The sequence below is a fragment of the Burkholderia sp. LMU1-1-1.1 genome, from assembly GCF_040675865.1.
GTDB lineage: Bacteria > Pseudomonadota > Gammaproteobacteria > Burkholderiales > Burkholderiaceae_D > Rugamonas.
In genome coordinates, this window is sequence record NZ_JBEGHG010000006.1 from 64,027 (window position 1) to 86,236 (window position 22,210).

Here is a 22,210-nt window from a genome sequence, read left to right on the forward strand (position 1 = left end):
AATACACGCGGTGCCGGGCCTTTAGAAGCCCGGGTCTAGGGAATTCGGTTTTAATGCGGGCATCACGTCTGGACCATATAACCATAATGACAAATACACCATACCCCCACCTGCTGGCGCCCCTCGATTTGGGCTTCACGACGCTGCGCAACCGCGTCGTCATGGGATCGATGCACACCGGTCTCGAAGACCGCTTCTACAACTACGGCAAGCTCGCGGCGTTCTATCGGGAGCGCGCGCGCGGTGGCGTGGGCTTGATCGTCACGGGCGGCATCTCCCCCAACCGGTCGGGGTGGCTGCTCCCCTTTGGAGGTACGCTCAACTTCAAGGGCGATGTGCACAATCACCGCCGCGTCACCAGCGCGGTGCACGAGGAGGGCGGCAAGATCCTGATGCAGATACTGCACGCGGGCCGCTATGGGTATCAGCCGTTCGTGGTGTCGGCGTCGGATAAAAAATCGCCGATCTCGCCGTTTAAGCCGCGCGCGCTGACGGAAGCCGGCATCGAGGGGACGATACGCGACTACGCCCGCTGCGCCAGGCTGGCGCGCGAGGCCGGCTACGATGGCATCGAGGTGATGGGCAGCGAAGGCTATTTGCTCAACCAGTTCCTGTGCGCGCGCACCAACCTGCGCACCGACCGTTGGGGCGGCAGCATCGAAAACCGCATGCGGCTGCCGGTGGAAATCGTCAAGCGCATCCGCGCCGAAGTCGGCCACGATTTCATCATCATGTACCGCCACTCGCTGCTCGACCTGGTCGACGGCGGCAACACCTGGGAGGATGTGGTGGCGGTGGCCAAGGCGCTGCAACACGCCGGCGTCACCATCCTCAACAGCGGCTACGGCTGGCACGAGGCGCGGGTGCCGACCATCGTCACATCGGTGCCGCGCGCGGCCTTCGCCGGCATCGCCGGCCGCCTGCGGCTGGAGGTGACGATACCGGTGGTGGCGTCGAACCGCATCAACATGCCGGCCGAGGCGGAAGGTATTTTGCAGCGCGGCGAGGCCGACATGATATCGATGGCGCGTCCCTTCCTGGCCGACTCGCACTTTGTCGCCAAGGCCGCGCAGGGCAAGGCCGACGAGATCAACACCTGCATCGGCTGCAACCAGGCCTGCCTCGATCACACCTTCTCCAACAAGCGCGCCAGCTGCCTGGTCAATCCGCGCGCCTGCCACGAGACGGAACTGGTGTACGCCAAGACGGCCAGGCCGCGCCGCGTGGCGGTGGTCGGCGCCGGGCCGGCGGGATTGTCGGCGGCGACGGTGGCGGCCGAATGCGGCCACGATGTGACCCTGTTCGATTCCAGCGACAGCGTCGGCGGCCAGTTCAAGATCGCCATGCAGATTCCGGGCAAGGAGGAATTCGCCGAGACCATACGCTACTTCCGCCGCCAGATCGATTTGACCGGCGTGAAGCTCAAGCTGGGCGTACGCGTCACGCGCGGGCAGTTGGTCGCCGAGGGATACGACGAGGTGGTGGTCGCCACCGGTATCAAGGTGCGCCGCCCGCCGATCGACGGCATCGATCATCCGAAGGTGCTGTCGTATATCGACGTGTTGCAGAACAAGGCGCCGGTGGGCAAGCGCGTGGCCATCATCGGCGCGGGCGGCATCGGCTTCGATGTCGGCGAATATCTGCTGCACGATCCGAGGCATCCGCTGCCGCTGGCGCTGGATGTCTGGGCGAAGGAGTGGGGTGTGGGTTTGAAGGGCGATACGCCGGGTGGACTGGTCGCGCCGGAGGCGCCGCAGCCGGTGCGGCAGTTGTATCTGCTGCAGCGCAAGACGTCCAAGCTGGGGGCGGGGCTGGGCAAGACCTCGGGCTGGGTGCACCGGGCGGTCCTCGCGCGCAATGGCGTGGTGATGATCGCGGGTGTGCAGTACGATCGGATCGACGATCAGGGCTTGCATATCACGGTCGGCGGCGAGCAGCGCTTGCTGTCGGTGGATAACGTGGTGGTGTGCGCGGGACAGGACAGCCTGACCGAGTTGATGCCGTCGGAGGAGGAGGTGAAGGCGAATCCGTCGTGGCCGCGCTTCCGCAAGATCGGCGGCGCGGCGCTGGCGGCGGAGCTGGACGCCAAGCGAGCGATCAAGGAAGGCGCGCAGTTGGCGGCAAGCCTTTAGTTTATTTTGTGCCGCTGGCGGAGCTTGGCGGATTACGCTGCGCTAATCCGCCCTACGTGGATCACACGCGGATCGCCCAGCCTCGGCTTCGATCAGTGACGTCGAGTAGCCACGGAGACACGTAGGGCGGATTAGCCGGAACGGCGTAATCCGCCACCGAGCCGCCACCGGCTTAATGCCCATCACTTTTCCGCTCGAAATTGGTGACGACGAACGCGGTCATGCCGTTGGCCAGCTCCTCCTCGCCGATGAAGATCTTGCCGGCCAATTCGCTGCGCAGCAGCTCCGCTTCCTCTTCGTTATGCGTGCGCACCACGGTCTTGATGTGCGGGTTGAGCAAACGCGCCGTCTCCACCATCGCCCGCACATGGAAGGTATCCGGCGTCGCGATCACCAGCATGCCGGCGCGCGCGATGTGCGCCTGGATCAGCACCGCCGGCTCGCCCGCGTTGCCGGCCACCGCGTGGATGCCGTCCTTGCGCAGCTGGTCGACGATCTCGCGGTTCTGCTCCGCCACCACGAACGGGATGCTGTGCTTGGCCAGCACCTCGGCGATGCGGCGCCCCACCCGGCCATATCCGACCAGCACGACCTGCCCGTCCAGATGCTCGTGCGGCACCGACATCGGCAACTCCGCCAGCGGATCGGCGGTGCGCTCGAACTTCGACACGATCGAACCGTCCTTGCTCATCCACCGTTCCAGCGGCTTGGAGAGGCGGAACACCACCGGATTCAACGCGATCGAGATAATCGCGCCGGCCAGGATCAGGCTCTGACCCTCAATCGGCATCAGCTTGAGCGATAATCCAAGCGCCGCCAGGATGAAGGAGAACTCGCCGATCTGCGCCAGGCTGGCCGACACCATCAGCGCCGTCTTGGCCGGATAGCGCAGCAACACCACCAGCACGAAGGCGGCCAGCGATTTTCCGAACACGATGATGGCCACCACCGCCAGCAGTTTAAGCGGCTGCTCCGTCACGATGGTCGGTTCGAACAGCATGCCCACCGAAACGAAGAACAGCACCGCGAACGCGTCGCGCAGCGGCAGCGATTCCTGCGCCGCGCGGTGCGCCAGTTCGGACTCGCGCAGCACCATGCCGGCGAAGAACGCGCCCAGCGCGAACGAGACGCCGAAGTAGTGCGTCGAGCCGTAGGCGATGCCGACGGCGGCGGCGATCACGCACAAGGTGAACAGCTCGCGCGAACCGGTGCGCGCCACCTGCCACAACAGCCACGGGAACAGCTTGCGGCCGACCACCAGCATCAGCGCGATGAAGGCGCCGACCTTGCCCAGCGTGACGGCCAGGGTGCCCCACAGATCGACTTCGCCGGCGGGGATGGCGACGCCGTGGGCGTCGGTCGACACGCCGCCGAGCGAGCCGGCCAGCGCCGGCAGCAGCACCAGCACCATGACGGTGACCAGGTCTTCCACCACCAGCCAGCCGACCGCGATGCGGCCGTTGAACGTATCGAGGATGCCGCGTTCCTCCAGGGCGCGCAGCAGCACCACCGTGCTGGCCACCGAGAGCGCCAGGCCGAACACCAAACCGCCGCCGATGCTCCAGCCCCAGAAGTGGGCCAGCGCCATGCCGAGCGCCGTGGCGACGGCGATTTGCAGCACCGCGCCGGGCAGCGCCACCTTGCGTACCGCCCACAGGTCGTCGAGCGAGAAGTGCAGGCCGACGCCGAACATCATCAGCATCACGCCGATTTCGGCCAGCTGCGACGCCAGCGCGGCGTCGGCGACGAAGCCGGGCGTCGCGGGTCCCAACATGATACCCGCAGCCAGATAACCAACCAGCGCCGGTAGCTTGAGGCGCGTTGCAAGGTAGCCGAACACCAGGCCGAAGCCCAGTGCCGCTGCGATTGTGGTGATCAGACTGATATTGTGGGGCATGCGCGGGGGGCTCCTCTAGAGATGGGGGACAGCCCAGAGGGTAGCACACGAGGGACCGCCGCCGACACCCCGACGTTGGATGTAAAGCCGCGCGCGTCGCCTATTTGGTCAGTGCGGCGGGCACTAGCCGCATGCCGACGCCGATGCGGTTGAAGGCGTTCATCAGCGCCACGGCCATCGTCAGGTCGGCCAGTTCTTTTTCACCCAGCACGGCGGCGACCCTTTCGTAGTCGGCGTCCGGCGCGTTGGTGTCGGCCACGCGGGTGAGCGTTTCGGCCCACGCCAGCGCGGCGCGTTCCTTGTCGGAGAACAGCGCTTCGGCCTCCTGCCACACAGGCACCAGAACGATCTTGTCGAAGCCGACGCCGTGGTTCAGCAGATCGCGCGAGTGCATATCGATGCAAAAGGCACAGCCGTTGATCTGCGACACGCGCAGATAGACCAGCTCCAGCAATTCGCGCGGCAGGCTGGATTCCTGCAAGGCGTTTTTAGCGGCGCCGAGACCCTTGTAGGCCTGCGGGGAGAGATTGAAGATGTCGAGACGTGCGGTCATGGCGTTTCCTTGGTTGATTGCGGATAGCCGTATTGTGCGATTTCATGGCTTAGCCATGAAGTGCCAAGATCGGTCAACTTAGTTGGGCCATGATTCGCAGGGCCAGTTCGCGCGCGCGTCGCGGCGTCTCGATATTGGTAAAGCTCAGCAGCAGGGCCGAGGACGCGTGCGGCAGCGCGCTGCACTCGGACAGCGCCAGGGCGAACATGCCGTCCTGGCGCAGGCGGGCCGCCAGCGCGCGGTCGGTGTGACGGCCCGGCATGCGCAGCACCAGGTGCATGCCGCCCGGCTGCGGATCGATGCGCAGGCGCTTGCCCAGTACCTTGGCCAGTTCGGCCGCCACCATCTCCCGGCGCTCGCCATACAGGCGCCGCATGCGCTGGATGTGGCGGGCGAAGTGTCCTTCATTCATGAAGCTGGCGACGATGTCCTGGGTCAGCGCCGGACCGCCGGCGGCGAAGGTTTCGCAGACCGCCTCGAAGCGCTCCACCTGCGCCGGCGGCACCACCAGGTAAGCCAGCCGGATCGCCGGAAACAGCACCTTGCTGAAGGTGCCGGCGTACAGCACGCGGCCCACGCGGTCCAGGCTTTTGAGCGCCGGAAGCGGGCGGCCCACGTAGCGATACTCGCCGTCGTAGTCGTCCTCGATGATCCAGGCGTCGCTTTGCGCCGCCCAGTCCAGCAACGCCAGGCGGCGCGTCAGCGACAGCGACACGCACAGCGGGCTTTGGTGGGCGGGCGTGACGACGGCCGCCCTGGCGCCGGGTGCGCTGGCGACGCCGTGTGCCACTTGCAGCCCTTCGTCGTCGACCGGCACGGGCGCCGGGCGCATGCCCGCCTGCGCCAGCAGCTCGCCGGTTGGCGCATAGCCGGGATCTTCTATCCACACCTGGTCGCCGGGATGCAGCAGCGCGCGCGTGGCCAGCTCCAGCGAGTTGCGGTAACCCGAGGTGACAAACACCTGCGACGGCGCGCAGTCGATGCCGCGCGAGAGTTGCAGGTAGGTGGCGATGGCCGTGCGCAGCGCCGGCGTGCCGAAATAGGGCGGATAGGCCATGTCGGCAGCTTGCGTGGCGCGGATCGCGCGCGCCGCCAGCGCGGCCCACACCTTGCGCGGAAACGCGTCGAGCGCCGGCAGGCCCATTTGAAACGGCTTGTGAAACGCCGTTGGTGACCCGCGCAGGTCGGCGGCGGCGTCGTTCGGCCGGGCGGGCAACGTCACTGGCGCGTGGCGCATCAATGCCGGCGTGACGACGGTGCCGGCCTGGCCGCGTGTTTGCAAGTAGCCCTCTGCGCCAAGCAGCGAGTAGGCCGCTTCCACCGTGCCGCGCGCAAGTCCCAGGTCCAGTGCCAGCGCCCGCGCCGAAGGCACGCGGGCGCCCGGCCGCAGCATGCCGTTCGCGATGGCGGCCCGAAAGCGTGTGTAGATCTGGCGGTACAGCGGTTCGGTCGCGCCGTGGTCCAGCTGGAGGAATGTCGGAATGCTTGTCGTCATGGCCTACCCGTGTTGTCAATCTATGGCTCTAGGGATTATGCCATTGCGCTTCTAAGATAGCGCCATCCATTTTGAAAGGGAGAGCGGCATGAATGAACAACTGAGGGATGTTGACGACGAACGGTCGTTGCGCGCCTGTTATCCGGTGATGAAGGAGTTGCGTCCGCACGTGGCGTCTGAGCAGGACTTCCTGGCGCGGGCGACGCGCATGGAGCAGCAGGGGTATCGCATCCTGGCTGCATGGGACGGGGAGGCGGTGGTGGCGCTAGCCGGCTATCGTTTGCAGGAGAATCTTGTGTACGGGCGCTTCCTGTACGTGGACGACCTGGTATCGTCCGAGGCGCGCCGTGGCCAGCGCTGGGGCGCTCGCCTGTTGGAGCAGTTGAGCGTCTATGCGCGGCGCGAAGGCTGCGACAAGCTGGTGCTCGACACCGGCTTGTCGAACGTGCTGGCACAGCGTTTTTACTTCCGCGCCGGCCTGCTGCCGGGCGCCATGCGCTTCGGAAAGCCGCTGTCGGAGGCTGCGGCATGAAGATCCTTCACATCACTTGCAGCGCGCGTGGCGGCGCCTCGTCCAGCTATCGTATGAGCCAGCGCATCATGGAAAGTCTTCTGGAACGCCATCCGGCGGCGAGGATCGTCGCGCGCGATTTGGCGAGCGCCCCCCTGCCGCACATCGATGGACGGTACGCTGCGGCGCTGGGCGGCTTCCAGGGCGGCGCCGCGACGGATCAGGGCCGCTCGTCGGTGGCATGGTCCGATCTATTGATCGAAGAACTGAAGCAGGCCGATTGCGTGGTGATCGCCACGCCGATGCACAACTTCACGGTGCCGTCCGTGCTGAAGGCCTGGCTTGACCACGTGGTGCGGATCGGCGTCACGTTCCATTCGACGCCGCAGGGGAAAATCGGCACGCTGGCCGACCGCCCGGTATATATCGCGGTCAGTTCGGGAGGCCACCGCAACGGAGAGCGCGCGCGCCAGCCCGACTTCCTCGAGCCGTACCTGCGCGCCATTCTGCCGACCATCGGCCTCAAGGACTTGCGTTTCTTTTCCCTGGAGGCGACGGCCGCCGGCCCGGACGCGGCAACGGCCGCGTGGACGGCATTCGACAAAGACTTGAGCGAGGGCTGGCCTCAGACCTTGCGCACCACCACGCAGCCGATCGAGTAGCCGGCGCCGAACGAGCAGATCACGCCCAGCTGGCCCGGGGCCATGTCGTCGGAGTGCTTGTGGAAGGCGATGATGGAGCCGGCCGACGAGGTGTTGGCGTATTCGTCCAGGATCACCGGCGCCTCGCCCGGCTCGGCGTCGCGGCCCAGCACCAGGCGGCTGATCAGTAGGTTCATGTTCAGGTTGGCCTGGTGCAGCCAGTAGCGGCTCACCTGCGGCACTTCCAGGCCGGCGCCGGCGATGGTGGTCTTGATCATTTCGGCGGCCATCGGGCACACGTCCTTGAACACTTTCCTGCCCTGCTGGCGGAACAGCTTGTCCGGCTGGCCGATGCCCGACTCGTCGAAACGGTTGAGGAAGCCGAAATTGTTGCGGATGTTGTTCGAGAAGCTCGTCTTGAGCTTGGTGTCGAGGATTTCCCAGCGCTGCGAACCCTTGGCCGTGTCGGCCGCCTCGATCACCATCGCCGTGCAGGCGTCGCCGAAGATGAAGTGGCTGTCGCGGTCGCGCCAGTTCAGGTGGCCGCTGGTGATTTCCGGATTGAGCACCAGCACCGCGCGCGCCTGGCCGCTTTGCACCGCCGCCACCGCCTGCTGGATGCCGAAGGTGGCCGACGAGCAGGCCACGTTCATGTCGAAGCCGTAGCCGTCGATGCCGAGCGCGCCCTGCACCTCGACCGCCATCGCCGGGTAGCCGCGCTGCATGTTCGAGCAGGCGACCAGCACCATGTCGATGTCGGCCGGCACGCGGCCGGCGCGGTCGAGCGCCTGGTGGGCGGCGGCCACGCAGATTTCGGCCTGCAGCGACAGCTCCTCGTCGGCGCGCTCGGGGATGCGCGAGACCATGCGCTTGGGGTCCAGGATGCCGGATTTTTCCATCACATAGCGCGACTTGATGCCGGACGCTTTTTCGATGAAGGCCACGCTCGACATTTCCAGCGGCGTGACGGTGCCTGCCGCGATGGCTGCGGCGTTGTCGGCGTTGAACTGCTCGGCGTAGGCGTTGAAGCACTCGACCAGCTCTTCATTGGAGATCGATTGCGCCGGCGTAAAAAGGCCGGTACCGCTGATGACGGCTTGTTTCATGATTAAACTTTCGAATTTGGCAATGGCTTGCGCCAATAATGAGCCAAATTCTACACAATGACCGCACGATCCGCGCAATAAAGAGAGGAAATAGAGGACGCAACCAAAAACGGCGCCGTGAAGGCGCCGTTAGTGATGGGCTCGTGTCCGAATGTCAGACTTGACCCCCGGTTTAGCCGGTTTATTTTTTGACGTCGGTCTGCACGACCTGGGTTTCCTGTTTGGCCAGCTGCACCGGCAGGCCCTTGAGGTGGTTCAGCGCCTGCGCCAGCTGGAAGTCGTCGCCGCTGCCGTATTCGAGCGGCTTGCGGGTCTTTTCCAGCGCGACGATGCGCAGCTGCTCCTCCAGCTCGTCGCGCTTGGTCCTGGCGATTTCCTTTTCTTTATCGTTGCTCAGGTGCTTGTCCAGATCGGCCTCGCGCGTGCGCAGCGCGTTCAGGCCGTCGCCGTCGGCGTTCTCGTCCACCGCCAGGTCCGGCGTGATGCCCTTGGCCTGGATCGAGCGGCCGTGCGGCGTGTAGTAGCGCGCCGTGGTCAGTTTGACGGCGGTGTCGGCGGTGAGCTGGCGTATCGTTTGCACCGAGCCCTTGCCGAACGTTTGCGTGCCGATGATGTCGGCCCGCTTGTAGTCCTGCAGCGCGCCGGCGACGATCTCCGACGCCGACGCCGAGCCGGTGTTGACCAGCACCACCATCGGCACTTGCTTGATGGCGGCCGGCAGCTTGGCCAGCGCGTCGCCCTCGCTGCGCAAGGTGTAGTACTCGGGACGGCCGTAGAAGATCTGCTTCTGGTCCGGCAACTGGCCGTTGGTCGAGACGATCGCCGCGTCCTTGGGCAGGAAGGCGGCGGCCACGCCGATGGCGCCTTGCAGCACGCCACCCGGGTCGTTGCGCAGGTCCAGCACCAGGCCCTTGATGTTCGGGTCTTGTTTGTACAGGTCGACAATCTTGGCGGCCATGTCGTCGATGGTCGGTTCCTGGAATTGCGAAATGCGCAACCAGGCGTAACCCGGTTCGACGATCTTGCCCTTGACGCTCTTTTGGTGGATCTCTTCGCGGGTGATGTTGAACACCAGCGGATCGGTCTCGCCCTTGCGCAGGATCGTCAGGCTGACCTTGGAGTGCGGCTCGCCGCGCATCTTCTTGACCGACTCGTCCAGGCTGAGCCCCTTGACGGCGGTGCTGTCGAGGCGGCTGATCAGGTCGCCCGCCTTGATGCCGGCGCGCCAGGCCGGCGAATCCTCGATCGGGGCGACGATCTTGATGTAGCCGTCCTCGCTTTGGCCGATCTCGATGCCGAGGCCGACGAACTTGCCCTGGGAGCCTTCGCGCAGCTCGGCGTAGGCTTTCTTGTCCAGGTAGGCGGAATGGGGATCGAGCGAGGCGACCATGCCGGAGATGGCTTCGGTCAGCAGCTTCTTGTCCTCGACCGGTTCGACGTAGTCGGACTTGATCAGCCCGAACACGTCGGCCAGCTGGCGCAGCTCCTCGAGCGGCAGCGTCGGCTCGACCGGCTTTTGCGCCATGGCGGAAAATTGAAGGGAGACGGCGATGCCGGCGACGACGCCGAGGCCGACCAGACCGGAATTCTTGAGTTTCTTGCCCATGTTTCACCTGTTGGAACAATGTACAGACAGCCACCGTCGACTAACGCGGTGCGCATGAGCTGAGTATAAACCTGATTTCGGGCAATCGTAGTAGCCCTCACGAAATGATTTATACCTTTACGAGATTTTACAACGGTCGGCGTTGACTTTGCATCCACACCAGCGCCCGCTTGGCGTTACATCAAGTTTGCATATTTTTACGCAGTGTTTCCCTTACGTTCACGTCGGTAAGCATTTGTAAGAAGTGCCGCCATGGCCTGGGACGCGGCCTACACTGAACTCGTATTTCTCTCTACCCTGAAGTGGTTTTCGCCTGCGCCCCAAGCGCAGGCTTTTTTTTACCTACGGAGCTCACATGCGTTCATCGTTCTTCCCTTCCGCCGCCGGGCGCGCCCTGGCTTTGGCCGGCGCGCTGTTGCTGGCCGGGGCCATGCCGTCGCCGGCGTTCGCGGTTCCCGTCTTCGACATGCATGCCGAGGATTTCCTGCCGATGGCGGACGACTTGAGGAAGGCGCTGAACCTGAATCCCAACCAGCAGATCCTGTGGCAACAGACCGAGGCCAAGACACGCAACCTGCTGCGCGAGCGTAAAATCCGCCGCGACCGCCTGCAGCTGGCGACGCAGGCCGGCACGCAGGGCGCCAACGTGGAACTGCGCGACCTGACCAAGGCGATCGACGAGGAAACCAACACCGCCGCCGCCGAGGAGAAGCTGCTGCGCGAATGGTGGCTGACCGTCAACGATGCGTTAAATGAAAGCCAGCGACAGATCGTCGCGCAGCAGGTCGGCGAGCATCTGCTGCGGGTGCAGGACAACGGCGGCGGCCCGCGCGGCGGGGGCGAGCGCAAGGAGGAGGGCGGCGAGCGTCGCGGCGGCGGCCGCAGGGGCGGTGGCGGCGCGGGTGGCGTGGGTGTCGGCGTCGGCGCCGGTGGCGCCAGTATCAATCTGCCAGGCGGCGGTTGAGCGGCCCCGCCATCGGGCGGGCGTGTATCGTAAAGTAAAAAAGCGGAACGGTGGCATTTCGATACGGACTCAAGCGGTAGAATATTTGCGCGGCCGTCACAAGCGGCCGACAATGATGAGTTGAAGTTCTAATTAAGGACCACCGTGAACCGCTTTCTGCTGAGTACCTTGACCCTGAGCCTGGTCGCCGCCTTCGCCACCGCCGCCGATGATGCGCCGCTGACTTCCGGCATCGAAGTGAAAAATATCGATCCGGGCGTGCGCGTGCAGGACGACTTCTACACCCACCTCAACGGCCAGTGGCTGAAGACCACGGCGATCCCGCCCGACAAGTCGAGCTGGGGCACCTTTGCCAAGTTGCGCGACGACACCCTGTCCGAATTGCGCGGCATCGTCGAGAAGACAGAGGCGCAAAAAGGCAAGAAGGCCGGCAGCGAGGCGCAGAAAATCGGCGACCTCTACGCCAGTTTCATGGACGAGAAAAAGTTGGACACGCTGGGCATCCGCCCGCTCACAGGCGAACTTAACCGCATTCGCGCGATCAAGGACAAGAAAGCCTTCCCGATGCTGATCGCGCATCTGGACAAGATCGGCGTCGCCACCCCCTACGGCCTGAACGTGCGCCAGGACGCGCGCGAATCGACCAAATACGCGGTGAGCATTTCGCAAAGCGGCCTGGGCCTGCCGGACCGCGACTACTACCTGAAAAAGGACGACGCCAAGCTGGCCGCCATCCTGGTCAAGTACGAGGCGCACATCGCCAAGACCCTGAAGCTGGGCGGCGACAAGAATCCGGAAGCCAACGCCAAGGCCATCGTCGCGCTGGAAACCGCGCTGGCCGAGGCGCAGTGGACCAAGGTGCAAAACCGCGATCCCGTCAAACGCTACAACAAGACTCCCATTGGCAAGCTGCCCGAGCTGGCGCCCGCCTACGACTGGGGCCACGCGCTGGCGTCGGCCGGCGTGGCCAACAAGGTCGACTACGTGATCGTCAGCCAGCCGAGCTACCTGGCCGGCTTCAACGCGGCGCTGGAGCAGACCGACCTGGCGACGTGGAAGGCCTATTTCGAATGGCAGCTGCTGCGCAGCGCCTCGCCCTACCTGTCGAAGGATTTCGCCGACGCCAGTTTCGACTTCTACAGCACCGTGCTGACCGGCGTCGCCGTGCAGGAGCCGCGCTGGAAACGCGGCGTGGCGCTGGTCGAGCGCTCGATCGGCGAGGGACTGGGCCAGCTGTACGTGGCCGAGTATTTCCCGCCGGAGCGCAAGGCGCGCATGGACCAGCTGGTGAAAAACCTGCTGGCGTCGTACAAGACCAGCATCGACGCGCTCGACTGGATGGGGCCGGAGACCAAGAAGGAGGCGCAGGCCAAGCTGGCCAAGTTCACGCCCAAGATCGGCTATCCGACCAAGTGGCGCGACTACTCGTCGCTGGCGATCGTCAAGTCCGACCTGATCGGCAACGTGCTGCGCGCGGCCAACTTCGCCAACCAGCGCATGATCAACAAGCTGGGCAAGCCGATCGACCGCGAGGAGTGGGGCATGACGCCGCAGACCGTCAACGCCTACTACAGCTCGACGATGAACGAGATCGTGTTCCCGGCCGCCATCCTGCAGCCGCCGTTCTTCGACGTCAAGGCCGACGACGCGGTCAACTACGGCGCCATCGGCGCGGTCATCGGCCACGAGATCAGCCACGGCTTCGACGACGGCGGCAGCCAGGCCGACGGCGACGGCAACCTGCGCGACTGGTGGACCAAGGAGGACCGCGCCAACTTCAAGGCCAAGACCGACGCGCTGGTCAAGCAGTACGGCGCCTACAGCCCGATCAAGGGCTACAACGTCAACGGCGAGCTGACCCTGGGCGAGAACATCGCCGACAACAGCGGCGTGGCGATCGCCTACAAGGCCTACAAGCTGTCGCTGGGCGACCAGCCGGCGCCGGTGATCGACGGCCTGAGCGGCGACCAGCGCTTCTTCATGGGCTTCGGCCAGGTGTGGCGCGTGCGCATGCGCGACGAGCAGCAGATTTTGCAGGTGAAAACCGATCCGCACTCGCCGGGCCAGTTCCGCGCCAACGGCACCATGGTCAACCAGCCGGGCTTCTACGACGCCTTCGGCGTCAAGCCGGGCGACAAGATGTATGTGGCGCCGGAACAGCGTGTCATCATCTGGTAACAATGGCAACCCTGTGATATAAACCCATACAGGCCATGCATCGTGCGGTGGCCTTTTTGCCTTTTTACATTTGAAGGATTTTCTGTGAAACGTCATCTCGTAAGTGCATTGATGCTGAGCCTGATCGCAGGTTTGGCCGGCGCCGCGGACACCACCAAAAGTGCGGGTCCAGCTAATTCCTCAGCCAATGCCGCGGCCACCGCCAGCGCAGCCAGCAGCAAAATGACCTCCGGCATCGCCACCGAATACATCGACCCGGCCGTGCGCGTGCAGGACGACCTGTTCACACACATGAACGGCAAGTGGCTGGCCACGACGGAAATTCCGGCCGACAAGCCGAGCTGGGGCAGCTTCGCCAAGCTGCGCGACGATATCCAGCCGCAACTGCGCGCCATCATCGAAGGCGCCGCCAACCAGCCGAACAAGGCGGCCGGTTCCGACGCCCAGCGCATCGGCGACTTCTACGCCAGCTTCATGGACGAGGCCAAGCTCGAGCAATTGGGCGTGACGCCGCTCAAGGCCGAGCTCGACCGCATCGCCGCCGTCGGCGACAAAAAGCAGTTGCCGGCGCTGATCGCGCACCTGAACCAGATCGGCGTGAGCGCGCCGTACACCTTCGGCATTCACCAGGACAACAAGGATTCGACCAAGTACGTGGCCGACCTGTACCAGAGCGGCCTGGGCTTGCCGGACCGCGACTACTACCTGAAAGCCGACGACGCCAAGCTGGCCGACGCGCTGGCCAAGTACGAGCTGCACGTCGGCAAGATGCTGACCCTGGCGGGCGACCCGCACGGCGCCGTCACCGCGCACGGCATCGTCGAGTTCGAGAAGGAACTGGCCAAGCTGCAATGGACCAAGGTCGAGCTGCGCGATCCGATCAAGGCCTACAACAAGGTCGAGGTCGCCAAGCTGGGCGCGATGGCGCCGGGCTACGACTGGAACGCCTATCTGACCGGCGCCGGCATCGCCGGCAAGGCCAGCTATGTGATCGTCAGCCAGCCGAGCTATCTGAAAGGCATGGCGGCCCTGCTGGACAAGACCCCGCTGGAAACCTTGAAAGCCTACTTCCACTGGCAGACGGTGCGCGCCTTCGCGCCCTACCTGAGCAAAGCCTATGTGGATGAGAATTTCTCCTTCTACGGCACGGTGCTGAGCGGCGTGACCGAGCAGCGTCCGCGCTGGAAGCGTGGCGTCTCGGTGACCGAGGGCGCGCTGGGCGAGGCGGTTGGCAAGCTGTACGTCGCGGAGCACTTCCCGGCCGACCGCAAGGCGCGCATGGAAGCGCTGGTCAAGAACCTGCTGGCATCGTACAAGACCAGTATCGACAAGCTGGACTGGATGAGCCCGGTCACTAAGAAGCAGGCGCAAATCAAGTTGGCCAAGTTCACCACCAAGATCGGCTATCCGAACAAGTGGCGCGATTACTCGAAGCTGGAAGTGTCGAAGGACGACCTGGTCGGCAACGTGATCCGTTCGACCCAGTTCGAGTACGACAAGGAATTGAACAAGCTGGGCAAGCCGATCGACCGCGACGAGTGGGGCATGACGCCGCAAACCGTCAACGCCTACTACAACCCGGAGATGAACGAGATCGTGTTCCCGGCGGCCATCCTGCAGGCGCCGTTCTTTAACGCCGACGCCGACGACGCGGTCAACTACGGCGCCATCGGCGGCGTGATCGGCCACGAGATCAGCCACGGCTTCGACGACCAGGGCGCCCAGTACGACGGCGACGGCAACCTGCGCGACTGGTGGACCAAGGCCGACCACAAGAACTTCGCGGCCAAGACCAAGATGCTGGTCAAGCAGTACAGCGAGTTCAGCCCGCTGCCGGGCTACAACGTCAACGGCGAGCTGACCCTGGGCGAGAACATCGCCGACAACAGCGGCGTGGCGATCGCTTACAAGGCGTACAAGCTGTCCTTGAACGGCAAGCCGGCGCCGGTGATCGACGGCCTGACCGGCGACCAGCGCTTCTACATGGGCTTTGCGCAGGTGTGGCGCATGAAGATGCGCGAAGCGGCGCAGATCCAGCAGATCAAGACCGATCCGCACTCGCCGGGCCAGTACCGCGCCAACGGCACGATGCGCAACCAGCCGGGCTTCTACGACGCCTTCGGCGTCAAGCCGGGCGACAAGATGTACCTGCCGCCCAAGGACCGCGTCATCATGTGGTAAAAAAGAAAAACCCTCGCCGTGGCGAGGGTTTTTTTTCGTTGGCGCGGCCGGATCAGAGCTTGCTGACAGGGACCGGTTTTCCTTTTTGTACCTTGGTCAGATAGACCGTGTTCAAGCCCTGGTGGTCGGTGGGGCTGAAAGCGATGTCGAGTCCGCCGAGATTGACGTTCAGTTTTTCCATCGCCGCCATGAAGCTGGCACGCGTCAGATCCGGGCCGGTTTTCTTCAGCGCCTCGACCAGCGCCACGGCGTTGATGTAGCCTTCCAGCGACGTGTAGTCGCCGTCGTTGACGCCGGCGGCCTTCATGTCGGCGCGGTATTGCTTGACGATGGGAATCGATTCGTCGAACGGCGACGGCACCACCTGCGTGATGTAGACGCCCTCGGCCGCGTCGCCGGCCGCCTTGATGAAGTTGGCGGTGCCGACGAACGACAGGTTGAAGAACTTCGGCTTGAAGCCGGCCGCAGCCGCCTTTTGCACGAACGCGGCGCATGCCTTGTAGGTGCCGACCATCAGCACCGCCTCCGGCTTGGCGGCCATCAGCGCGGCCAGGCCGGCGTCGACGTCCTCGGTGTTGCGCTGGTAGAAGCCCTCGCCGGCCATCGTCATCTTGCGTTTTTGCAGCGAGATCTGCAGCCCTTCCTTGCCGACCTTGCCGTAGGTGTCTTCCTGATAGAACAGGCCGATCTTGGTGACGCCGGCATCGGTGACCAGGCGCTCGACCTGCAACTCGATCTCATTGAAGTACGAGGAGCGGATGTTGAAGACGTGTTTGTTCAACGGCGTGCGCAGGAATTCGGCGCCGGTGAACGGCGCGAAGAACGGGATATTGGCCTCGTTGACCAGCGACATCGCGGCCTTGCTGGTCGGCGTGCCGACATAGCCGAACAGCGCGAACACGCCGTCCTTCTTGATCAGTTTGTCGGTGGCGGCGGCGGTGCGTGGCGGATCGTAGCCGTCGTCCTCGCTGACCAGCGTGATCTTGCGGCCGTTGACGCCGCCGGCGGCGTTGACCTTTTTGAAGTAGGCCTCGCTGCCGGCCTTGATGCCCAATCCCAGCCCGGCGGTCGGTCCCGATTGGGCGTTGGCCATGCCGATCTTAATCTCGGTGGCGGTGACGCCGGTTTCGGCCGAGGCGGTCGACACCAGCGATGACAACAGCAATCCCAGCGCAGCGGTAAACAATTTGTTTTTCATATTATTGCTTCCATAGTATGCCGGCAGGCCGGCGTTCCGAAATCGAATAATTGCCCGACAAAAACTGTTAGCTCACATTAGTCCTTTGTGTGTCGCGTGACAAGGCCGGTTTTGCAACGCATGGCTTGCCGTATGCGAGTCGCCCGGGGTGGCCGGGTACTGGTAAACTGGGGGCTCTACTCCATAGGAAAGCCGTCTTCATGCGTCTTCGTTACCTGGCACCGATATTTTTCCCACTGTTGTTCAGCGGCTGCGGCGAGTCCTATACGCCCGGCAATCTTTACATGGCGACCACGCCGGAATGCAAGACCTGGCAGGAAGGTTCGCGCTTCGAACTGCCGCGCGGCATGAGCGTGGCGACCACGCCACCGGTGACGTTGCCGGAGGGCGGCGCGGAGTTCACTTTTGTCTACATCCTGCCGCGCGGCGAGCGTGCGCGTTTCCTCACGCGTGACTACAACGTCACTGCGCCGAAGGGGGCAGTGCTGCACAAGGCTGAGCTGGTGACGTTGTACCAGCGCACGACCAACTCGCGGCCGGAGATTGTCGACTCGATTCCGAAGGTGCCGGATATGTTCGTCGCCAGCGCGGCCGGCGAGGAAACGTTGTGGCGCGTGCGGGTGCGGGTCAAGGCGAAGCTGCCGGAGCGCTTCGACGTCGTTCCGCCGGCGTTCGAGATCGGGTTGAAGGAATATCCGGTGCGCACGTTCACCTACCGCTATTTCCCGGAACGCAAGGCGTTCGGGCTGTGCAGCTAGGCAGCGACGGGGAAACACGCCCCATGTGTCGGCGACGTCCGCATAACGCGGAGGCACGTAGGGCGGATTAGCGAAGCGTAATCGGCCATGTATAAGCCGTCGATGACGCAGACATTGGCCGATTACGGCGTTCCGCCTAATCCGCCCTACGTGTCCGGTGCAGCTTTCTTGCGCGGATTTCCGCAAAACCGCCTTCGCCGATTGCGGTTTGCCGCAGTATCCTCCGACCCGTCCATCCCCCCGTCCCTTAAGAATCAAGCACTTGCCATCCGCGCCGGCGCTGGCACAGAAGCTGCAATGTCTCCACCAACAACAACCACAATGGAGACCAGCAATGCCCAAATTCCGCCTGTTAGCCCTGACCGCCGCCGTCGCCTTCGCATCCACCGCGCAAGCACAGGAAGTCGTCCGCCTCGGCAACCTCAAATTCGCCCACTACGGCGCCGTCTCGTACATCAAGGAAATCGCGCCCAAGTGCGGCCTGAAAGTCGAAGAACACGTCTTCGCCAAAGGCCCGGACGTCATGCAAGCCATTCTCGCGGGCGAGCTCGACGTCGGCGCCACCGCCTCCGAAGCCGCCATTTCCGGCCGCGCCAACGGCGCGCCGATCTACGTGGTGGCCGGCTTCGCCAAAGGCGGCGCCCGCCTGGTGGCCCGTCCCAACGAAGGCATCAAGGCCATCAAGGACTTGAAAGGGAAGAAAGTCGGCGTCACGCGCGGCGGCATCCACGAGGTGCTGCTGATCGCCGAACTGGCGCAAGCCGGCCTGACCTCTTCCGACCGGCCGGGCAAGGACGTGCAACTGGTGTTCCTCGCCTTCGCCGACCTGAACCAGGCGCTGATGGGCAAGAACCTCGACGCCATCATGCAGAGCGAGCCGCAATCGTCGCAGGCGATCAACAAGGGCTACGGCGTCGAGGTGATGAAGCCGTACGATACCGCCATCGGCGAGCCCGTGCGCACGCTGGTGATGAGCGAGAAGTTCTACAACGAGAAGCGTCCGTTGGCGCAAAAGTTCATGAACTGCTTCGTCCAGGCGACCAAGACGTTCATCGACAACCAGGCCGTGGCCGAGAAATACGTGCGCGAGTCGATGTTCAAGAACCAGATCACCAAGGACGACTTCGAGGACGCGATCAGCAATTCGCCGTACAGCTACGACGTCACCGCCGAGCACATCCAGATCACCACCGACATCATGCTCAAGACCGGGGTCGGCCGCATGAGCAAGCCGCCGGTGGCCAAGGACTGGGTCAAGACCGATTTGCTGGACGCGTCGAAGAAAAGCCTGGGCATCAAGTAACCCCACCATAACGCAGGAGACACCATGAACAAACAAGACTGGCGCCAGAGCGCCACCGGGGCGGTGGTCCCGATTCTGATCGTCGTGCTGTGGCAGGCCAGCGCCATGCTCGGCTGGGTCAATCCGCAAGTGCTGCCGTCGCCGGTGGCGGTGGTCAGCAAATGGATCGAGTATCTGTTGCCGCTGACCGCCTACGATCCGGCCGTCGGCTCGTGGCTCGGTTGGGCGTTCTCCGGCGAACTGCTGGGCGACACCTTGAGCAGCCTGTACCGCGTGGTGGTCGGCTTCGCCGTCGGCGCCGGCCTGGCCTTGCCGCTGGGACTGATGATGGGCGCGAGCCAGCGCATGTATGCCTGGCTCAATCCGCTGATGCAGGTGCTGCGGCCGATTCCGCCGATCGCGTATATCCCGCTGGCCATCCTGTGGTTCGGCCTGGGCAACGCGCCGGCCGTGTTCCTGATCGCGCTCGGCGCCTTCTTCCCGGTGCTGGTCAACACCATCGCCGGCGTGCGCCAGGTCGACGGCATCTACATCCGCGCCGCCCGCAACCTGGGCGTTAACCAGCGCACGATGTTCATCCGCGTGATGCTGCCGGCCGCCGTGCCGTACATCCTGTCGGGCGTGCGGATCGGCATCGGCACCGCTTTCATTGTTGTGATCGTCTCGGAGATGATTGCCGTGAACAACGGCCTGGGCTTCCGCATCCTCGAGGCGCGCGAGTACTTCTGGTCGGACAAGATTATCGCCGGCATGATCAGCATCGGCCTGCTGGGCCTGATCATCGACGTGGGCATGAACAAACTGAACAATCATTTGCTGCGGTGGCACCGTGGGCTGGAGAACTAAGATGAAGGTTAACGATATGAATCCGACCCACATCCAAGTCAGCGGCGTCCACAAGGTCTTCAAGACCGACAGCCGCGAAGTCGTCGCGCTGAAGGAAATCAACCTCGACATTCCACAGGGCCAGTTCGTCTGCCTGCTGGGGCCGTCCGGCTGCGGCAAGTCGACTTTGCTGAACGCGGTCGCCGGCTTCTCACTGCCGTCGTCCGGCACCATCACCGCCGACGGCAAGCTGGTCACCGGTCCGGGACCGGAGCGCGGCATGGTGTTCCAGGAATACGCGCTGTTCCCGTGGATGACGGTGGAAAAGAACATCGCCTTCGGCCTGGAGATCAAGGGCATGGACCAGTCCGCGATCACGGCCAAGGTCGATGAGTTGCTGGCGATGCTGTCGTTGAGCGATTTCCGTCACCGTTTCCCGAAAGACCTGTCGGGCGGCATGCGCCAGCGCGTCGCCATCGCCCGCGTGCTGGCGCTGGATTCGCCGATCATGTTGATGGACGAGCCGTTCGGCGCGCTCGACGCGCTGACGCGCCGCAACCTGCAGGACGAACTGCTGCGCATCTGGGCCGAGCTGAAGAAGACCATCATCTTCGTCACCCACAGCATCGAGGAGGCGATCTATCTGGCCGACCGCATCGTTGTGATGACTTACCGTCCCGGCACCGTCAAGCGCGACATGATTGTCGATCTGCCGCGCCTGCGCGATCCGGCCGCCGTCGAGTTCAACGCGTTGAAGCGCGAACTGGGACAACTGGTGATGGAAGAGCAGCAGCGCCACCACAATGACGAGATGCGCATGGCCGCGGTCGATTAAAGCCACCTCTGTTCCGCGTGGGGCGGATTTGGCGGGACGCCGTAATCGGCCAATGTGTGCGCCGCCGAGACGCATGCATGGCCGATTACGCTGCGCTAATCCGCCCTACGTGTTTTAGAAGAGCTCGCGTGAAGTAGAATCCGTTGATGCGCGCCAAAAAATCCCTGCTCCTTCTGTTCGCGTTGATCTGCGCGGCGGGCGTCATCGCCGGTTCGTATCTGGCCGGCACCTCGCGCGCCCGCGCCGACCTGCGCCTGCAAGGCCAGCGTCAATTGCAGCTGATGGCGCCGGACCTGCAATCGCTGCTGCAAAAATACGAGACGCTGCCGTTCGTGCTCGGCTTCCAGCCCGACCTGATCGAGGCGCTGGCGAACCCGTCCGACGCCCGCGCCATCAGCCGCCTCAACAGCACCTTGAAAACCATCCAGCAGCAGGCCAACGTGGGCGCTATCTATGTGATGGACCGCGACGGCCTGACCATCGGCGCCAGCAACTGGGACCAGCCGCTGGGCTTTGTCGGCAAAAACTTTTCCTACCGCCCCTACTTCGACGCCGCGCTCAAGGGCAGGGCGGGGCGCTTCTACGGCATCGGCACCAGCACCTCCGAGGCCGGCTACTTCATCGCCCAGCCGGTCTACGGTAACGGCAGCGCCGGCGGACCGGTCACCGGCGTGGTCGCGGTCAAGATCAGCCTGGCCGATTTCGAACGTACCTGGCGCAGCAGCGACGACGCCATCGTGCTGGCCGACCGCAGCGGCGTCATCTTCCTCAGCAACCGTCCCGACTGGATCTACCGCAGCCTGACCCCGCTGGACGCGGCCACCGAGCGCCAGCTGGCCCACACCCAGCAATACATGGGCAAGACGGTGACGCCGCTGAACGGCCAGCCCGACCTGTTCGTCACGCAATCGGTCGGCCAGCTGGGCTGGCAACTGATGCTGTTCCCCGGGCAGTCGCGTGTGCTGCGCGCCGGCTTGCAGTGGGCGCTGGCGGCGATCTTGCTGCTCGCTTGCGCCGCGCTGGCGGGCTGGGCTTCGCACCAGCGCCGGCGGCGGCTGGAGGAACGTCTAGCTTCGCGCGCGGCGCTGCAAAAAGCCGAGCTGGAGCTGAACGATAAAATCGTCGAACGCACGCAGCAGCTGCGAACCACCAACCAGCACCTGGAAAGCAAGTACGCCAAATTGCAGGAAACCGAACACCTGCTGCGCTCGACGCAAAACGAACTGGTGCAAGCGGGCAAACTGGCGATGCTGGGACAGATGGCGACAGGGATCACCCATGAACTGAACCAGCCGCTTGCCGCAATCCGGGCCTTCGCCGACAACGCCCGCATCTTCCTCGAACGGGGGCAGGGCGAGCAGGTCGCAGGCAATCTGGGCCACATCAGCGAAGCGAGCGCGCGCATGGGCGCCATCATCGGCCAGCTCAAGGGCTTCGCGCGCAAGGACGAGACCCTGGGCACGGTCGAGCTGGCGGCATCGGTGCGGGCGTCGGCCTTCCTGCTTGAGAGCGAGTTCCGGCGCCACGCGGTCACGCTGGATATCGACGCCGGCGTGGAGAATCTGAAAGTGACCGGCGACAGCGTGCGCATCGAGCAAGTGCTGATCAACCTGCTGCGCAACGCGCTCGACGCGGTCGAGAACGCCGAGCGCCGTCTGGTCGCCATCCGCCTCGCGCGCGACGGCGACAGCGCGCTGGTCAGCATCAGCGACAGCGGCGAGGGCATCCCGGAGCAGGTGGTGGCGCATCTGTTCGAACCGTTCTTCACCACCAAGCCCTCCGGCAAGGGCCTGGGCTTGGGGCTGGCGATCTCGTCGTCGATCGTGCAGGCGATGAACGGCCAGTTGACGGCGCATAATCAGACCGATGGCGGCGCGCGCTTCGAGCTGCGGCTGCCGCTACAACACGAATCATCTGAAACACGTAGGGCGGATTAGCGAAGCGTAATCGGCCATGGTTGAGCCGCGAACGGCGCATCGATGGCCGATTACGGCGTTTCGCCTAATCCGCCCTACGTACTACAACAA

Annotated in this window: 17 protein-coding genes; 11 read left to right on the forward strand and 6 right to left on the reverse strand. The window is 64.3% G+C overall.

What is annotated here, in order from left to right; genetic code table 11:
* Positions 1–86: 86 nt before the first annotated feature.
* Positions 87–2,132: an NADPH-dependent 2,4-dienoyl-CoA reductase gene (locus MRBLMU1_RS07115; protein WP_363499100.1), complete on the forward strand. Its 2,046-nt coding sequence runs from the start codon at positions 87–89 to the stop codon at positions 2,130–2,132.
* Positions 2,133–2,304: 172 nt separating this feature from the next.
* Here MRBLMU1_RS07115 and ybaL read toward each other — a convergent pair whose 3' ends face one another.
* From ybaL to MRBLMU1_RS07130, 3 genes are all read right to left on the reverse strand, one after another.
* Entirely contained in the window at positions 2,305–4,029 is a 1,725-nt protein-coding gene (gene ybaL, locus MRBLMU1_RS07120; RefSeq protein ID WP_363499103.1) for a YbaL family putative K(+) efflux transporter, read from the reverse strand.
* Between the two features lie 100 nt (positions 4,030–4,129).
* Positions 4,130–4,582, reverse strand: coding sequence for a carboxymuconolactone decarboxylase family protein (locus tag MRBLMU1_RS07125; protein ID WP_363499106.1), 453 nt, complete (start codon positions 4,580–4,582; stop codon positions 4,130–4,132).
* A gap of 73 nt (positions 4,583–4,655) precedes the next feature.
* On the reverse strand, positions 4,656–6,077 hold the full coding sequence (locus MRBLMU1_RS07130) for a PLP-dependent aminotransferase family protein (protein WP_363499109.1): 1,422 nt from the start codon (positions 6,075–6,077) through the stop codon (positions 4,656–4,658).
* 88 nt (positions 6,078–6,165) lie between these two features.
* Between MRBLMU1_RS07130 and MRBLMU1_RS07135 the strand changes: the two genes are divergently transcribed.
* Both MRBLMU1_RS07135 and MRBLMU1_RS07140 read left to right on the forward strand, forming a co-directional pair.
* Positions 6,166–6,609: a GNAT family N-acetyltransferase gene (locus MRBLMU1_RS07135; RefSeq protein WP_363499112.1), complete on the forward strand. Its 444-nt coding sequence runs from the start codon at positions 6,166–6,168 to the stop codon at positions 6,607–6,609.
* Positions 6,606–7,250, forward strand: coding sequence for an FMN-dependent NADH-azoreductase (locus MRBLMU1_RS07140; RefSeq protein ID WP_363499115.1), 645 nt, complete (start codon positions 6,606–6,608; stop codon positions 7,248–7,250). Before MRBLMU1_RS07135 ends, MRBLMU1_RS07140 begins: the two co-directional genes overlap by 4 nt.
* Here MRBLMU1_RS07140 and MRBLMU1_RS07145 read toward each other — a convergent pair.
* Entirely contained in the window at positions 7,214–8,335 is a 1,122-nt protein-coding gene (locus MRBLMU1_RS07145; RefSeq protein WP_363499118.1) for a beta-ketoacyl-ACP synthase III, read from the reverse strand. The two genes, MRBLMU1_RS07140 and MRBLMU1_RS07145, sit on opposite strands and share 37 nt — an antisense overlap.
* A 181-nt stretch (positions 8,336–8,516) precedes the next feature.
* Complete coding sequence (locus tag MRBLMU1_RS07150) at positions 8,517–9,941, reverse strand: S41 family peptidase (RefSeq protein ID WP_363499121.1); 1,425 nt, start codon at positions 9,939–9,941, stop codon at positions 8,517–8,519.
* A 355-nt stretch (positions 9,942–10,296) separates the two neighbouring features.
* Between MRBLMU1_RS07150 and MRBLMU1_RS07155 the strand changes: the two genes are divergently transcribed.
* The 3 genes from MRBLMU1_RS07155 to MRBLMU1_RS07165 all read left to right on the forward strand — a co-directional run bounded on the left by MRBLMU1_RS07155 (position 10,297) and on the right by MRBLMU1_RS07165 (position 15,264).
* Positions 10,297–10,905: a hypothetical protein gene (locus tag MRBLMU1_RS07155; protein WP_363499124.1), complete on the forward strand. Its 609-nt coding sequence runs from the start codon at positions 10,297–10,299 to the stop codon at positions 10,903–10,905.
* A 144-nt stretch (positions 10,906–11,049) separates the two neighbouring features.
* On the forward strand, positions 11,050–13,083 hold the full coding sequence (locus tag MRBLMU1_RS07160) for a M13 family metallopeptidase (RefSeq protein ID WP_363499127.1): 2,034 nt from the start codon (positions 11,050–11,052) through the stop codon (positions 13,081–13,083).
* A gap of 111 nt (positions 13,084–13,194) precedes the next feature.
* Entirely contained in the window at positions 13,195–15,264 is a 2,070-nt protein-coding gene (locus MRBLMU1_RS07165; RefSeq protein WP_363499424.1) for a M13 family metallopeptidase, read from the forward strand.
* Between the two features lie 52 nt (positions 15,265–15,316).
* Here the strand turns inward: MRBLMU1_RS07165 and MRBLMU1_RS07170 are convergent, their stop codons facing one another.
* Positions 15,317–16,462 (reverse strand): ABC transporter substrate-binding protein, encoded by a 1,146-nt coding sequence (locus MRBLMU1_RS07170; protein ID WP_363499130.1) that lies wholly within the window; start codon positions 16,460–16,462, stop codon positions 15,317–15,319.
* A gap of 200 nt (positions 16,463–16,662) precedes the next feature.
* Between MRBLMU1_RS07170 and MRBLMU1_RS07175 the strand changes: the two genes are divergently transcribed.
* From MRBLMU1_RS07175 to MRBLMU1_RS07195, 5 genes are all read left to right on the forward strand, one after another.
* Entirely contained in the window at positions 16,663–17,220 is a 558-nt protein-coding gene (locus MRBLMU1_RS07175; protein WP_363499133.1) for a hypothetical protein, read from the forward strand.
* A 334-nt stretch (positions 17,221–17,554) separates the two neighbouring features.
* Positions 17,555–18,523, forward strand: coding sequence for an ABC transporter substrate-binding protein (locus MRBLMU1_RS07180; protein WP_363499136.1), 969 nt, complete (start codon positions 17,555–17,557; stop codon positions 18,521–18,523).
* A gap of 24 nt (positions 18,524–18,547) precedes the next feature.
* Complete coding sequence (locus MRBLMU1_RS07185; protein ID WP_363499139.1) at positions 18,548–19,369, forward strand: ABC transporter permease; 822 nt, start codon at positions 18,548–18,550, stop codon at positions 19,367–19,369.
* A gap of 16 nt (positions 19,370–19,385) precedes the next feature.
* Positions 19,386–20,183, forward strand: coding sequence for an ABC transporter ATP-binding protein (locus tag MRBLMU1_RS07190; RefSeq protein WP_363499426.1), 798 nt, complete (start codon positions 19,386–19,388; stop codon positions 20,181–20,183).
* 146 nt (positions 20,184–20,329) lie between these two features.
* Positions 20,330–22,120, forward strand: a complete 1,791-nt coding sequence (locus tag MRBLMU1_RS07195; RefSeq protein WP_363499142.1) for a sensor histidine kinase — start codon at positions 20,330–20,332, stop codon at positions 22,118–22,120.
* Positions 22,121–22,210: the final 90 nt, after the last annotated feature.

Bases quoted from the DNA above. Each gene is read 5' to 3' on its own strand.
- MRBLMU1_RS07170 (WP_363499130.1), bottom strand. From the start codon at position 16,462: ATGAAAAACAAATTGTTTACCGCTGCGCTGGGATTGCTGTTGTCATCG.
- ybaL (WP_363499103.1), bottom strand. From the start codon at position 4,029: ATGCCCCACAATATCAGTCTGATCACCACAATCGCAGCGGCACTGGGC.
- MRBLMU1_RS07175 (WP_363499133.1), top strand. From the start codon at position 16,663: ATGCGTCTTCGTTACCTGGCACCGATATTTTTCCCACTGTTGTTCAGC.
- MRBLMU1_RS07185 (WP_363499139.1), top strand. From the start codon at position 18,548: ATGAACAAACAAGACTGGCGCCAGAGCGCCACCGGGGCGGTGGTCCCG.
- MRBLMU1_RS07165 (WP_363499424.1), top strand. From the start codon at position 13,195: ATGCTGAGCCTGATCGCAGGTTTGGCCGGCGCCGCGGACACCACCAAA.
- MRBLMU1_RS07140 (WP_363499115.1), top strand. From the start codon at position 6,606: ATGAAGATCCTTCACATCACTTGCAGCGCGCGTGGCGGCGCCTCGTCC.
- MRBLMU1_RS07155 (WP_363499124.1), top strand. From the start codon at position 10,297: ATGCGTTCATCGTTCTTCCCTTCCGCCGCCGGGCGCGCCCTGGCTTTG.
- MRBLMU1_RS07115 (WP_363499100.1), top strand. From the start codon at position 87: ATGACAAATACACCATACCCCCACCTGCTGGCGCCCCTCGATTTGGGC.
- MRBLMU1_RS07195 (WP_363499142.1), top strand. From the start codon at position 20,330: ATGCGCGCCAAAAAATCCCTGCTCCTTCTGTTCGCGTTGATCTGCGCG.
- MRBLMU1_RS07130 (WP_363499109.1), bottom strand. From the start codon at position 6,077: ATGACGACAAGCATTCCGACATTCCTCCAGCTGGACCACGGCGCGACC.
- MRBLMU1_RS07135 (WP_363499112.1), top strand. From the start codon at position 6,166: ATGAATGAACAACTGAGGGATGTTGACGACGAACGGTCGTTGCGCGCC.
- MRBLMU1_RS07190 (WP_363499426.1), top strand. From the start codon at position 19,386: ATGAATCCGACCCACATCCAAGTCAGCGGCGTCCACAAGGTCTTCAAG.
- MRBLMU1_RS07125 (WP_363499106.1), bottom strand. From the start codon at position 4,582: ATGACCGCACGTCTCGACATCTTCAATCTCTCCCCGCAGGCCTACAAG.
- MRBLMU1_RS07180 (WP_363499136.1), top strand. From the start codon at position 17,555: ATGCCCAAATTCCGCCTGTTAGCCCTGACCGCCGCCGTCGCCTTCGCA.
- MRBLMU1_RS07150 (WP_363499121.1), bottom strand. From the start codon at position 9,941: ATGGGCAAGAAACTCAAGAATTCCGGTCTGGTCGGCCTCGGCGTCGTC.
- MRBLMU1_RS07145 (WP_363499118.1), bottom strand. From the start codon at position 8,335: ATGAAACAAGCCGTCATCAGCGGTACCGGCCTTTTTACGCCGGCGCAA.